At 60.8% G+C, this 13382-nt stretch carries 13 protein-coding genes and 1 pseudogene; 12 read left to right on the top strand and 2 right to left on the bottom strand.

What is annotated here, in order from left to right:
* Positions 1-62: 62 nt before the first annotated feature.
* On the top strand, positions 63-1739 hold the full coding sequence (locus tag VR71_RS10835; RefSeq protein WP_045683798.1) for a formate--tetrahydrofolate ligase: 1677 nt from the start codon (positions 63-65) through the stop codon (positions 1737-1739).
* A 91-nt stretch (positions 1740-1830) separates the two neighbouring features.
* Entirely contained in the window at positions 1831-2721 is an 891-nt protein-coding gene (gene folD, locus VR71_RS10830; protein WP_045683795.1) for a bifunctional methylenetetrahydrofolate dehydrogenase/methenyltetrahydrofolate cyclohydrolase FolD, read from the top strand.
* 4 nt (positions 2722-2725) lie between these two features.
* Here the strand turns inward: folD and VR71_RS10825 are convergent, their stop codons facing one another.
* A complete protein-coding gene (locus VR71_RS10825; protein WP_045683792.1) occupies positions 2726-3448 on the bottom strand; it encodes a VWA domain-containing protein in 723 nt (240 codons plus the stop codon).
* A 103-nt stretch (positions 3449-3551) separates the two neighbouring features.
* On the bottom strand, positions 3552-4400 hold the full coding sequence (locus tag VR71_RS10820) for a hypothetical protein (protein ID WP_045683791.1): 849 nt from the start codon (positions 4398-4400) through the stop codon (positions 3552-3554).
* A gap of 305 nt (positions 4401-4705) precedes the next feature.
* On the opposite strand from VR71_RS10820, the gene rplO reads away from it, so the two are divergent.
* From rplO to VR71_RS10770, 10 genes and pseudogenes are all read left to right on the top strand, one after another.
* Complete coding sequence (gene rplO, locus VR71_RS10815) at positions 4706-5179, top strand: 50S ribosomal protein L15 (protein ID WP_009816467.1); 474 nt, start codon at positions 4706-4708, stop codon at positions 5177-5179.
* 111 nt (positions 5180-5290) lie between these two features.
* Complete coding sequence (gene secY, locus VR71_RS10810) at positions 5291-6655, top strand: preprotein translocase subunit SecY (RefSeq protein ID WP_040650356.1); 1365 nt, start codon at positions 5291-5293, stop codon at positions 6653-6655.
* On the top strand, positions 6652-7296 hold the full coding sequence (locus VR71_RS10805; RefSeq protein WP_045683788.1) for an adenylate kinase: 645 nt from the start codon (positions 6652-6654) through the stop codon (positions 7294-7296). The genes secY and VR71_RS10805 overlap by 4 nt, the downstream gene beginning before the upstream one ends.
* Before the next feature lie 211 nt (positions 7297-7507).
* Positions 7508-7876, top strand: a complete 369-nt coding sequence (rpsM, locus tag VR71_RS10800; protein ID WP_045683785.1) for a 30S ribosomal protein S13 — start codon at positions 7508-7510, stop codon at positions 7874-7876.
* A gap of 15 nt (positions 7877-7891) precedes the next feature.
* Entirely contained in the window at positions 7892-8281 is a 390-nt protein-coding gene (rpsK, locus tag VR71_RS10795; RefSeq protein WP_009816463.1) for a 30S ribosomal protein S11, read from the top strand.
* A 114-nt stretch (positions 8282-8395) separates the two neighbouring features.
* The gene (locus VR71_RS10790; RefSeq protein ID WP_009816462.1) at positions 8396-9412 is read left to right on the top strand and encodes a DNA-directed RNA polymerase subunit alpha; all 1017 of its coding nucleotides are present in this window, start codon (positions 8396-8398) and stop codon (positions 9410-9412) included.
* Between the two features lie 167 nt (positions 9413-9579).
* Positions 9580-10002 (top strand): 50S ribosomal protein L17, encoded by a 423-nt coding sequence (gene rplQ, locus VR71_RS10785; protein ID WP_009816461.1) that lies wholly within the window; start codon positions 9580-9582, stop codon positions 10000-10002.
* 166 nt (positions 10003-10168) lie between these two features.
* Positions 10169-11545 (top strand): trypsin-like peptidase domain-containing protein, encoded by a 1377-nt coding sequence (locus tag VR71_RS10780; RefSeq protein WP_045683782.1) that lies wholly within the window; start codon positions 10169-10171, stop codon positions 11543-11545.
* Positions 11546-11548: 3 nt separating this feature from the next.
* Positions 11549-12856: a replication-associated recombination protein A gene (locus tag VR71_RS10775; RefSeq protein ID WP_045683780.1), complete on the top strand. Its 1308-nt coding sequence runs from the start codon at positions 11549-11551 to the stop codon at positions 12854-12856.
* A 215-nt stretch (positions 12857-13071) separates the two neighbouring features.
* Positions 13072-13382 (top strand): annotated as a pseudogene (locus VR71_RS10770) (peptide ABC transporter substrate-binding protein); the annotation flags it as partial.

The following is a 13382-nucleotide window of genomic DNA, read 5'->3' as shown; positions in this document are numbered from 1 at the left end:
TGCCGGGGATTGGCTATGACCGTGGTCAGACCAGGCTCAACAGACAAGGGAAGGAAACGACTATGGGTTACAAGAGCGATATCGAGATTGCACGCGAGGCAAAGAAGCGTCCGATCCAAGAGATCGGCGAAAAGCGCGGCATCTCCAACGAAGATCTGCTGCCCTACGGACATGACAAGGCCAAGGTGAGCCAGAAGTTCATCGATTCGGTGCAGGGCAACAAGAACGGTCGACTCATCCTCGTGACCGCCATCAACCCGACGCCGGCTGGCGAAGGCAAGACCACGACCACCGTCGGTCTCGGCGATGGCCTGAACCGGATCGGCAAAAAGGCGACTGTCTGCATCCGCGAGGCCTCCCTCGGGCCGAACTTCGGCATGAAGGGTGGGGCCGCTGGCGGTGGCTATGCGCAGGTCGTGCCGATGGAAGACATGAACCTCCATTTCACCGGCGATTTCCATGCCATCACCTCGGCGCATTCGCTGCTCAGCGCGATGATCGACAACCACATCTATTGGGGCAACGAGCTTGACATCGACACCCGCCGCGTCGTCTGGCGTCGCGTGGTGGACATGAATGACCGCTCCCTGCGCCAGATCACATCCTCGCTGGGCGGTGTGTCCAACGGCTTTGCCCGTGAAGACGGGTTTGACATCACCGTGGCCTCCGAAGTCATGGCGATCCTCTGCCTCGCCAAGAACCTCAAGGATCTCGAAGACCGTCTCGGCTCGATGATCGTGGCCTACCGCCGCGACAAGACACCCGTCTTCTGCCGTGACATCAAGGCCGAGGGCGCAATGACCGTGCTCCTCAAGGACGCGATGCAGCCGAACCTGGTGCAGACGTTGGAAAACAACCCCGCCTTCGTGCATGGCGGCCCCTTCGCCAATATCGCGCATGGCTGCAACTCGGTCATCGCCACCACCACCGCCCTCAAGATCAGCGATTACGTTGTGACCGAAGCGGGCTTTGGTGCCGACCTTGGCGCTGAAAAGTTCATGAACATCAAATGCCGCAAGGCGGGTCTTGCCCCCGATTGCGTGGTGATCGTGGCCACGGTCCGCGCGATGAAGATGAACGGCGGCGTGGCCAAGGCCGATCTGGGTGCAGAGAATGTCGACGCGGTCAAGTCCGGTTGCCCCAACCTTGGGCGTCACATCGAGAACGTCAAATCCTTTGGTGTGCCGGTTGTGGTTGCGATCAACCATTTCGTCACCGACACCGACGCCGAGGTTGCAGCCGTGAAAGAGTATGTCGCGGGCCACGGCGCCGAGGCGGTGCTGTCACGTCACTGGGAACTCGGTTCCGAAGGCTCGGAGCCGCTGGCACGCAAGGTGGTCGAACTGGCCGAGTCCGGCAAAGCCAACTTTGCACCGCTCTACCCCGATGATATGTCGCTCTTCCACAAGATCGAGACCATCGCCAAGCGCATCTACCGTGCCGACGAGGTGCTCGCGGATCAGAAAATCCGCAATCAGCTCAAGGAATGGGAATCGCAGGGCTATGGCAACCTGCCGGTCTGCATGGCCAAGACGCAGTACAGCTTTACCACCGACCCGAACCGCCGCGGCGCGCCCACCGGCCACTCCGTGCCGGTCCGCGAAGTGCGGCTCTCGGCCGGTGCTGGCTTTGTCGTGGTGGTCTGCGGCGAGATCATGACCATGCCGGGCCTGCCCAGCAAACCTGCCGCCGAGACGATCCGTCTCAATGCGGGTGGTCAGATCGAAGGTCTCTTTTAAGCCAAACCGAACAGCGCCGCCCGGGGTATAGTGCCTCGGGCGGCGCTACGCGTTGGGCGTGAATAGTTCAAGAATGAGGAAAGGGCTGCGAATGACGGCTAAAGTGATCGACGGCAAGGCCTTTGCCGCAGAGGTGCGCGCCAAGGTGGCGTCGCATGTGACGCGCCTGAAAGAGGAAAACGGCATCACGCCGGGTCTCGCGGTGGTGCTTGTGGGCGAAGATCCGGCCAGCCAGGTCTATGTCCGCTCCAAGGGCAAGCAGACCGTCGAGGTGGGCATGAACTCCTATGAACACAAACTTGACGTAGACACGTCCGAGGCCGATCTTCTGGCGCTGATCGACCAGCTCAACAAGGACGCCACCGTGCATGGCATCCTCGTGCAATTGCCGCTCCCGAAACATCTCGATTCCGATCTGGTGATCAATTCGATTGATCCGGCCAAGGATGTCGACGGCTTTCACATTTCCAACGTGGGCCTCTTGGGCACCGGCCAGAAATCCATGGTGCCGTGCACGCCCTTGGGCTGCCTGATGATGCTGCGCGACCATCACGGCTCGCTTGCGGGCATGGATGCCGTGGTGCTTGGCCGCTCGAACATCGTCGGGAAACCCATGGCACAGCTTCTCTTGGGCGATAGCTGCACCGTCACGATTGCCCATAGCCGGACCAAGGACATCGCCGATGTCTGCCGCCGCGCCGATATCGTTGTGGCCGCCGTCGGTCGCCCCGAAATGGTGCCGGGCGACTGGATCAAGCCGGGGGCCACTGTGATCGACGTGGGCATCAACCGGATCGAGCGGGACGGCAAGACCGTCCTCGTCGGCGACGTCGATTACGCCTCGGTTGCCGCTGTTGCCGGGGCGATCACCCCGGTGCCGGGTGGCGTCGGTCCGATGACCATCGCCTGCCTCTTGGCCAATACCCTCACCGCCTGCTGCCGCGCAAATGGTCTGACAGAGCCCGAGGGCCTCACGGCCTGAACGCTCAGCCCCGCCGACGCGGCGGGGCTTCCACCCACAGCCTGCCGATCAGCGGACAGCCCAGCGTCTCGCGCAGGGCTGCCGCCAACTCGTCCACCGTTTCGGTCGAGACGAACAATCCTCCCGTCGCATCCGCCAGACATTTCGCAACCGTCTGCCCGTCATAGCCCTTCGCCTCGGGGCTGTTCCACGAAAACGGGTCATGCACCACGCGAAATCCGATCACATGCACCGTGAGGTCGCGCGCCTCCGCCGCGAGCGCCGTCCCGAGCGCACAGGGCGTGCCGCCGCAGGTCTCATTGCCATCCGTGACCAAGACCACGATGCCCGTCTGCGTGCGATAGCCCAAGACCTCCGCCGCCGCCGCGACTGAGGCGGCAATCGGGGTCAGGCCACCGGGCGTCAACGCCTCGATCCCCGCCACCACCGCAGCCCCGGCATCCGGCATCGGGCCAAAGTGGCGTGTGATCCCGGAACAGGGATGACTGCCCCCCGCGCCATAGCTCAACAGGCCAATCCGCCGATAGGGCGCAATCTCGGGCATCACCCGCCGCAGAGCCACGCGCGCCTCGATAATCCGGGTCGGGGCGGTCGGATCATGTCCCACCTCCGCCATGGACCCCGACCCGTCGAACACCAGCATCGCATCGGTGGCGCATCCCGTCGCCGCCATGGACGCAGGTCCCGGCAGGATCGTCAGGGCAAGGCAGAGCGTCAGAGCGCGCATCGCGGGCCTCCGGTCACGGCAGTTCTCCCAGCCTATCGCGATCCCGCCACATGTCCAGAGAGGACGCATGCGTTGAGGGGTCATGCCCCCTTGCGGCGCGTCGTCACAACACCTTCAGGCAAAAGTGGAATTCGTGCAGCGGGCGATAGGTCTTGACCAAAGCATGCAGACCCAGGTTGATCCCAAGCTCTGGAAAGACCTCCGTCAGGTCGACAAACTCCTGATCCGTGAGCACGTTGCAATGCACATCGACATAGCGCGTCTGGGCCTGCTGCATCATCTCTTGCGCATGGCCGAGGGAAAATCTCCGAGGCGCACCGTGATCCGCACCCTTGGTCCAGATCTGACCCGCTTTGACCTCTCTGTTGTGATAGAAATGATCGAACACGGTCTGCGGGTCCGGCTGGGAAATATCCCGCGCATCGCGGTCCAGAAACTGGCCCAATGTCGTTCTTGGGCGGTCGATATCATAGGTGTAACGCCGATCCGGAAAGGCACCGATGACTGTGCCCCCGCGGCCCAGTTCCGTCGCGATGTCGCGCAGAAATCCCAAAAGGTTCGGAATATGCTCGTAAACATGCGATCCAAAGACGAATTTGACCCCATGCCCGGAAATCGCGCGCGGCAGGGACACGGACTTCAGCACGTAATCCACCTCGACAACCTTCTCGACATGCCGCAGCGGGCTGCGACCCGCGAGATATTTGAGGTCGTCCGTCGTATTGACGTCCGCATAGCGCACATTCCACTCCGGGCGGGTCAAAAGTGGGCGGTCAAAGGGGCCAATCTCCACCCCCAGAGCCTGAGGCTCGACGCAATTCGCCACAAACTCCAAGAGGCGCGGTCCTCTCTGCTCCAGCGCCAAGGCCGCATCCGCTGCGGTAAACCGCACCTCTTGCTTCTGTTCCGAAACCGGACCGGGCCGAGGGGACTTGCTGAAAAACCGCATCATCTAGGAACCTTTAACCATCAGACGTCAAATCTGGTTGTGAACTGTCCCTAGACTTACCGACTGGCGCAGTGCTTGAAAAGTTGTGGCAGATTCCTTCGTCACCGGTCACCGGCCAGTGTCGCCAAGATCCCCTGAGGTCTGCGCGCGCAAACCACGACACCCAACGCATTCTCAGCCCTTGATCCCGACGCGCCCTGCGTCTATACGCCCCCGGTGGCCCCGTCTTGGGGTCCGACTCAACCCACACACGCCGCGTTCGGCCGCTCCCGTCGCTGGGGGCCGCATCCGGCAAGGAGATAGCGACAATGAAACTGCATGAACTGCACGACAATCCCGGTGCCACCAAAAAGCGCAAGCGCATTGGTCGTGGTCCGGGTTCCGGCATGGGCAAAACCGGTGGCCGGGGTATCAAAGGTCAGAAATCCCGTTCGGGTGTTTCGATCGGTGGCTACGAGGGTGGCCAGATGCCGCTCTATCAGCGTCTGCCCAAGCGCGGCTTTACCAAGCCGAACCGCAAATCCTTTGCCGTCATCAATCTGGGTCTGATCCAGAAATTCGTCGAAGCCGGCAAGATCGACGCAACCGCCCCGATCACCGAGGATGCGCTCGTCGCCTCCGGTCTGGTGCGCCGCAAACTCGATGGCATCCGCGTCCTGAACAAGGGTGACGTGACCCTCAAGCTGACCATTCAGGTTACAGGCGCCTCGCGCTCTGCGATCGAAGCGGTCGAAAAGGCCGGCGGCTCCCTCTCGGTCACAACCGCGCAAGCGGCTGAATAAGAGGTTGTGAGCGGCACCCGTGCCGCTTACATATGGCCCAAGTTTTCCTTTGACGCCGCCTGAGCTGGAAAACAGCCCAAGGCGGCGTTGTCACATGAAAGAGACCCGCGAATGGTATCTGCAGCAGAGCAAATGGCGGCCAACACTAGCTGGTCCGCGCTTGGCAAGGCCACCGAACTGCGCAAACGCATCCTGTTCACCCTCGGCCTGCTGATTGTCTACCGGCTGGGCACCTTCATCCCCGTGCCGGGGATTGATGGGATCGCGCTGCGTGAATTCATGGAAGGCGCGCAGGCGTCCATTGGCGGCATGCTGTCGATGTTCACCGGCGGCGCACTCGGGCGCATGGGCATCTTTGCTCTGGGGATCATGCCCTATATCTCGGCGTCGATCATCGTTCAGTTGATGACCGCCATGGTGCCCGCTCTTGAGCAACTCAAGAAAGAGGGCGAGCAGGGTCGCAAGAAGATCAACCAATACACCCGCTACGGCACGGTCGTCCTCGCCACGCTGCAATCCTACGGTCTGGCCGTCAGCCTGCAATCCGGCGAAATGGTCACGAATCCGGGCATGTTCTTTATCGTCTCCTGCATGATCACGCTGGTCGGCGGCACCATGTTCCTGATGTGGCTGGGCGAACAGATCACCGCGCGCGGCGTTGGCAACGGCATCTCGCTGATCATCTTTGTCGGCATCATCGCCGAGGTTCCCGCCGCTCTGGCGCAGTTCTTCGCCTCTGGCCGCTCGGGCGCTGTCAGCCCCGCCGTGATCGTCGGCGTGATGGTGATGGTCGTCGCCGTGATCGCCTTCGTGGTCTTCATGGAGCGGTCCCTGCGCAAGATCCACATTCAATATCCCCGCCGTCAGGTGGGCATGAAGATCTATGACGGCGGCTCCTCGCACCTGCCGGTCAAGGTCAACCCGGCAGGCGTGATCCCGGCAATCTTTGCCTCCTCGCTGCTCCTGCTGCCTGCGACGATCACCACCTTCTCGGGCAGTACGACCAATCCGGTCCTCTCGACCGTGATGGCCTATTTCGGCCCCGGCCAGCCGCTCTATCTGCTGTTCTTCACGATCATGATCGTGTTCTTCGCCTATTTCTACACCTTCAACGTCGCGTTCAAGACCGATGAAGTGGCCGACAACCTCAAGAACCAGAACGGCTTCATTCCCGGCATCCGTCCGGGCAAGCGGACAGCGGAATATCTCGACTATGTCGTTGCCCGCGTGCTGGTTCTGGGCTCTGCCTATCTCGCGGCGGTCTGCCTTCTGCCCGAGGTGCTGCGCAATCAATTCGCGATCCCCTTCTACTTCGGCGGCACATCCGTGCTGATCGTGGTCTCTGTCACCATGGACACGATCCAGCAGGTGCAATCGCACCTCCTCGCCCATCAATACGAAGGGCTGATCGAGAAATCCCAGCTCAGCGGCAAGGGCAAGAAACGCTCCCGCAGAAAAGCACCGGCGCGCAGATGAATATCATCCTTCTCGGACCGCCGGGCGCGGGCAAGGGCACACAGGCGCATTACCTGGTCGAGAGCCGCGACATGATCCAGCTCTCCACCGGCGACATGCTGCGCGCCGCCAAGGACAGCGGCTCGGACATGGGGCGGATCGTCGCCGATGTCATGGCGCGCGGCGATCTTGTGACCGATGAGATCGTGATCGGCCTCATCCGTGAACAATTGCAGGCGGAGCGAAAGGGCGGCTTCATTTTTGATGGCTTCCCCCGCACGCTGGCACAGGCCGATGCCCTCGCCGACCTGCTCGAAGAGATGGGCGAGACGTTGGAGGCCGTGATCGAATTGCGTGTCGATGACGAAGCACTCGTTCAGCGCATCACGGCCCGTTCGACCTGCGGCAACTGCGGCGAGGTCTATAACGACATCACCAAACCCTGGCCCACCGATGGCAAATGCGCCAAATGCGGCTCGACAGATGTCAGGCGCCGCGCCGACGACAACGAAGACGCGCTGCGCAACCGCCTGATGGAATATTACAAGAAAACCTCCCCGCTCATCGGCTATTACTACGCTCATGGCCAACTGACCTCGGTCGACGGTCTCGCGGAAATCAATGTCGTTCAGGCCGAGATTGCCAAAGCACTTGACAAATAGGGCAATGCCGGGGGGCGGGGCCTTGACGCTCCGTTCATTTCCCCCTAACCAGCCCTATCTCGAACGCGAGATTGATTCTATTTCCGGGTCGCCCCCGAATTGCGAATCGCTCATCTGAAATCAGCCGCGGCCCGGTGCGTGATCGCCTCGGGCTTACGTTGTGAAAAAAGGTTCTGGTGCTACGGAACCGCAACGAAAAAGGAAACTGCACTTGGCACGTATCGCCGGCGTCAATATCCCGACCAACAAACGGGTTCCAATCGCCCTCACCTATATCACCGGAATCGGCCATTCCTCGGCTAAATCCATCTGCGAAGCCCTCAACATCGACACCTCGCGTCGCGTGAACGAGCTGTCGGATGCCGAGGCTCTGGCCCTGCGCGAACACATCGACGCGAATTTCACCGTCGAAGGTGACCTGCGCCGTGAAACCCAGATGAACATCAAGCGCCTGATGGATCTGGGCTGCTACCGTGGCCTGCGTCACCGTCGCAATCTGCCGGTGCGTGGTCAGCGGACCCACACCAATGCTCGCACCCGCAAGGGCCCGGCAAAAGCCATTGCCGGCAAGAAGAAATAAGGGAGGGCATTCAATATGGCACGCGATACCAAACGCACCAAGAAAAAGGTCTCCAAGAACATCGCCACCGGCGTTGCTCATGTGAACTCGTCTTTCAACAACACCAAGATCCTGATCTCGGATGTGCAGGGCAATGCAATCGCATGGTCCTCTGCCGGGACCATGGGTTTCAAAGGCTCGCGTAAATCCACGCCCTACGCCGCTCAGATGGCTGCCGAAGATGCAGGCAAAAAGGCGCAGGAACATGGCATGCGGTCGCTCGACGTCGAAGTTCAGGGTCCGGGTTCGGGTCGTGAGTCGGCGCTGCGCGCGCTGGCCGCCGTTGGCTTCAACATCACCTCGATCCGTGATGTGACCCCGATGGCTCACAATGGCTGCCGCCCGCCGAAACGCCGCCGGGTCTGATACAACATCTATCCAGGTGGGGCCGCGCTATGGCGCGGTCCCCTTTTCGTCATTTTACATCCTCGGGCGTTCTGGACCTTTGGACATGGGAACAGAGCAAGAATGGAGGGACGCATGATCCACAAGAATTGGGCTGAACTGATCAAGCCGACACAGCTTGACGTGAAACCGGGCAATGACCCGCTGCGTCAGGCGGTTCTGATCGCCGAGCCGCTCGAGCGCGGCTTTGGTCTCACGCTGGGCAACGCGCTGCGCCGCGTTCTTCTGTCCTCGCTGCAAGGGGCGGCCATCACCGCCGTGCAGATCGACAACGTGTTGCACGAGTTCTCCTCGGTGGCCGGTGTCCGCGAAGACGTGACCGACATCGTTCTCAACCTCAAGGGCGTGGCCATCCGCATGGAAGTCGAAGGGCCCAAGCGTCTTTCGGTCAATGCCAAGGGTCCGGGCGTCGTCACCGCCGGTGACATCTCCGACAGCGCAGGCATCGAGATCCTCAACAAGGACCATGTGATCTGTCACCTCGACGAAGGTGCTGACCTGTTCATGGAACTGACCGTGAATCAGGGCAAGGGCTATGTCTCGGCTGACAAGAACAAGCCCGAGGACGCACCCATCGGTCTCATTCCGATTGACGCCATCTACTCGCCGATCTCCAAGGTCAGCTACGAGGTCCAGCCGACCCGCGAAGGTCAGGTTCTCGATTACGACAAACTGACCATGAAGATCGAAACCGACGGCTCGATCACCCCGGATGACGCCGTGGCCTACGCCGCGCGTATCCTTCAGGATCAACTGTCGATCTTCGTGAACTTCGACGAACCCGAATCGGCCAGCCGTCAGGACGACGACGACGGTCTCGAATTCAACCCGCTCCTGCTCAAGAAAGTGGACGAGTTGGAATTGTCGGTCCGCTCCGCGAACTGCCTCAAGAACGACAACATCGTCTATATCGGCGATCTCATCCAAAAGACCGAAGCCGAGATGCTCCGCACCCCGAACTTTGGCCGCAAGTCGCTCAACGAGATCAAAGAGGTTCTCTCGGGCATGGGTCTGCACCTTGGCATGGATGTCGAGGATTGGCCGCCAGACAACATCGAAGACCTCGCCAAAAAGTTCGAAGACGCGTTCTAAGATTTTGGGCGGTGCGCAGCCTCCGCGCACCGTTCAACCCAGTGTACAAAACCCGCGTACACATGGTACGCCATGTACGCATCACGACCCGGGCAATCCCGCCCCAAGGAGAGCGGCTGACACGCATCAGACCGCCGGACAAAGCAAAAACGCTTAGGAGATAGAAAATGCGTCACGCAAGAGGATACCGCCGCCTCAACCGCACCCACGAGCACCGCAAGGCGCTGTGGGCGAACATGGCCGGCTCGCTCATCGAACATGAGCAGATCAAGACCACATTGCCCAAGGCAAAAGAACTGCGTCCGATCATCGAAAAGCTGATAACCCTCGGAAAACGTGGGGATTTGCATGCGCGCCGTCAGGCTGCGAGCCAGCTCAAGCAGGATGCCTATGTGGCCAAACTGTTCGACATTCTCGGACCGCGCTATGCAGAGCGTCAGGGCGGTTACGTCCGCGTTCTCAAGGCCGGGTTCCGCTATGGTGACATGGCACCCATGGCCATCATCGAGTTCGTGGACCGTGACGTCGACGCCAAAGGCGCCGCCGACAAGGCCCGCGTCGCAGCGTTTGAAATGTCTGACGACGAATAAGATTATAACCATTTCAAGTGGTTACAGATACGCCCCCGCCCTCACCGGCGGGGGTTTTGCATGTTGGCCCTCGGGGATATGCCACCGCAAGAGGCCGCAAAGCCTTGCATTGCCGCGCCACTCCCAGCATATCTCAAAGGCCAAGATCACCCTTGGGGAGCCTGTCATGGTCCGCCTTCTCTGCCTTGTTTTATTGGCCCTTCCCGGCCTGCCGCACGCCGAAACCCGCGTGCCGGTCACGCCGGCCGAAATTCAGTTGGGCTTTGCCCCGGTCGTCCAACAGGCCGCTCCGGCAGTGGTGAATATCTACGCCAGCCGCGTCGTCGCCACCCGCGCCAGCCCATTCCGGGGAGACCCGTTTTTCGAGAGATTTTTCAATGACTTCGGCGCAACGCGCCCGCGCGTTCAAAACTCTCTTGGGTCCGGCGTGGTCCTCTCGGAGGATGGTATCGTCGTGTCGAATTATCATGTCGTGGGTGAGGCTACAGATATCCGCGTGGTCCTCAATGACCGCCGCGAATACGCCGCCCGCGTCCTCTTGGGCGATGAAGAGGCGGATTTGGCCGTCCTCCAGATCGAGGATGCACCGGTCCTGCCCGCCCTCACCCTGCGCGACAGCGACACCGTGCAGGTCGGCGAATTGGTGCTGGCCATCGGCAACCCCTTTGGCGTGGGCCAAACCGTCAGCAGCGGAATCGTCTCCGGCCTCGCCCGCTCTGGCACGGCCACCGGCAACGCACGTGGCTATTTCATCCAGACCGACGCACCGATCAACCCCGGAAATTCGGGCGGTGCTTTGGTCGATGTGAACGGCCATCTTATTGGAATCAATACAGCAATCCTGTCGCGTTCGGGCGGATCGAACGGTATCGGCTTTGCCATTCCCTCGGCCTTGGTGGCACAGTTCGTGGCACAGGCACGGGATGGAAAAACGACATTTGAACGCCCTTGGGCGGGTTTGGGTGGTCAGCCTGTAACCCCGGATATGGCCGAGGGGCTTGGCATCGCCCGCCCCGACGGCATCGTGATTTCCGAGGTGCATCCCCTCAGCAGCTTTGTCCGCGACATCCGCCCCGGCGACGTGATCACGATGGTCGGCGGTCAGCCCGTCAACAGCCCCGCAGAGATGATCTATCGCATGTCTCTGGCCGGAATCGGGTCCAAGACCACAATCACCCGCCTGCGCGATGGCGTTGAGCAAGAGATCGAGGTGGACATGATCGCCGCCCCCGACACCCCACCGCGCAACCAATTGGAGACCAGCCCGCGTGCTGCAATCCCTCAAATGTTCTTGTCGACAATCAACCCCGCCGTGATCGAGGACTACCGCCTTCCACTTCTGTCGGAGGGGGTGATTGTGGATGATCCCGGCCCCTACGGTGCGCGTGCCGGGTTACGCGCCGGCGATATCTTGCGGTCCGTCAATGGTCGCACCACACCTGATAGTGCAAGTGCCGCCGAGGCGTTGGAGCGCGCCGAGACGACCTTGGCCCTTGAGGTGCAGCGTGGTGGCCGGCGCATGGCGCTGCGGTTCCGGATCTGAGCGGTGGCGGATCTCTTTGATACAGGCGACACGCCGCGTCCCGACACGGGCCCTCGCCCCTTGGCCGACAGGCTCAGACCGCGTCGTCTCACTGATGTCATCGGACAGGATCAGGTGCTTGGCCCCGAAGCCCCGCTCGGCGTGATGCTTGCCTCCGGCAGCCTCTCCTCGCTGGTCTTCTGGGGCCCGCCCGGCGTGGGCAAGACCACCATTGCCCGACTGTTGGCTGACGAAACCGATCTGCATTTCATCCAGATCAGTGCGATTTTTACCGGCGTGCCGGAACTGCGCAAAGTGTTCGAAGAGGCCAAGCACCGCCGCACTCAGGGCCGCGGCACCCTGCTTTTCGTTGACGAAATCCACAGGTTCAACAAGGCACAGCAGGATGGGTTTCTGCCGCATATGGAAGATGGCACGATCCTCTTGGTTGGTGCGACCACGGAAAACCCGAGTTTCGAGTTGAACGCCGCCCTTCTCAGCCGGGCACAGGTCTTGGTTCTGACGCGCTTAGTGCTCGCTGATCTCGAACGCCTCGCGCAACGTGCCGAACAAGAGTTGAGCCGCGCCTTGCCGCTCGATGGTCCGGCGCGCGAGGCCTTGCTTGAAATGGCTGACGGCGACGGCCGCGCGCTCTTGAACTTGATCGAACAGGTGGCGGCGTGGAAGGTCGAGGGAAAACTGGATAGCAGCGCCCTTGCCACCCGCCTGATGAAACGCGCGGCAAAATACGACAAGTCGGGTGACGAGCATTACAACCTCATCTCGGCATTGCATAAATCCGTGCGCGGCTCAGATCCTGATGCCGCGCTCTATTGGCTGGCCCGGATGCTGACGGGTGGTGAAGACCCACGATATCTCGCACGACGCATCCTGCGCATGGCGATCGAGGATATCGGCCTCGCTGATCCACAGGCGCAATCGATCTGCCTGCATGCGTGGGAAACCTATGAGCGGATCGGCAGCCCCGAGGGCGAATTGGCGCTGGCTCAGGCTGTGGCCTATCTGGCCCTCGCGCCGAAATCCAACGCTGGATATACGGCCTACAAGGCGGCGCTGCGCGAGGCAAAGAAAACCGGAAGCGAGCCTCCGCCCAAACATATCCTCAACGCTCCAACCCGTCTGATGAAGGAGCAGGGCTACGGCGAAGGCTACGCTTATGACCATGACGCAGAGGATGGATTCTCGGGACAAAACTACTTTCCGGAGACCATGAAACGCCCGGTTCTGTATCAGCCGGTCGAGAGAGGGTTCGAGCGTGAGCTCAAGAAACGTCTCGATTACTTTGCCAAGCTACGGATGCGTCGCAGTTAGAAAACTCGGCGAAATCTCAGAAAACCTCAGCATTTATGACCTTTTAAAGCTTCTCCTTTGCTGGATTAAGCACTGGAAACAAGGGGCATTTCGTGTTCTGTTAGAAACATGTCGTATTTGAGCATCCTTGCAGCCCCACTGAAAAGGAAGCTTTCAGTGTGGGCTGATGCTGCGGCCTCACCAATGACAGATTCAAAACAAGACAGGGAAACCAAATGAAAAAGAAAACCGATCAGGTCCTTTTGGACCGGCTCGCACAGGCAGCGCGCACCGGCGATATCTCGCGTCGCTCCTTCATGCATTTCGCCGCAGCTGCAGGTATAACGGCCTCGGCTGCCACTGGTCTATGGGGCACGTCCGCTGCTGCGAACCCGACGCCGGGCGGCACGTTCCGTTGGGGTGTGCATGATGGCAACACTTCTGACACCCATGATCCGGGCACCTATGTGACCCGCCAGATGATCTTTCTGGCCCATACCCACCGCAGCTATCTGACCTTGATCGAGGCGGACAATTCGCTTGGGCC

Origin of the sequence: Roseovarius sp. BRH_c41, assembly GCF_000961715.1 — a bacterium.
Taxonomy (GTDB): domain Bacteria; phylum Pseudomonadota; class Alphaproteobacteria; order Rhodobacterales; family Rhodobacteraceae; genus Roseovarius.
This window is presented reverse-complemented; position numbering and strand designations above follow the sequence as displayed.

Excerpts from the sequence above, each read along its gene's own strand:
- VR71_RS10835 (WP_045683798.1), top strand. The coding sequence starts at position 63 with ATGGGTTACAAGAGCGATATCGAGATTGCACGCGAGGCAAAGAAGCGT.
- folD (WP_045683795.1), top strand. The coding sequence starts at position 1,831 with ATGACGGCTAAAGTGATCGACGGCAAGGCCTTTGCCGCAGAGGTGCGC.
- VR71_RS10825 (WP_045683792.1), bottom strand. The coding sequence starts at position 3,448 with ATGCGCGCTCTGACGCTCTGCCTTGCCCTGACGATCCTGCCGGGACCT.
- VR71_RS10820 (WP_045683791.1), bottom strand. The coding sequence starts at position 4,400 with ATGATGCGGTTTTTCAGCAAGTCCCCTCGGCCCGGTCCGGTTTCGGAA.
- rplO (WP_009816467.1), top strand. The coding sequence starts at position 4,706 with ATGAAACTGCATGAACTGCACGACAATCCCGGTGCCACCAAAAAGCGC.
- secY (WP_040650356.1), top strand. The coding sequence starts at position 5,291 with ATGGTATCTGCAGCAGAGCAAATGGCGGCCAACACTAGCTGGTCCGCG.
- VR71_RS10805 (WP_045683788.1), top strand. The coding sequence starts at position 6,652 with ATGAATATCATCCTTCTCGGACCGCCGGGCGCGGGCAAGGGCACACAG.
- rpsK (WP_009816463.1), top strand. The coding sequence starts at position 7,892 with ATGGCACGCGATACCAAACGCACCAAGAAAAAGGTCTCCAAGAACATC.
- VR71_RS10790 (WP_009816462.1), top strand. The coding sequence starts at position 8,396 with ATGATCCACAAGAATTGGGCTGAACTGATCAAGCCGACACAGCTTGAC.
- rplQ (WP_009816461.1), top strand. The coding sequence starts at position 9,580 with ATGCGTCACGCAAGAGGATACCGCCGCCTCAACCGCACCCACGAGCAC.
- VR71_RS10780 (WP_045683782.1), top strand. The coding sequence starts at position 10,169 with ATGGTCCGCCTTCTCTGCCTTGTTTTATTGGCCCTTCCCGGCCTGCCG.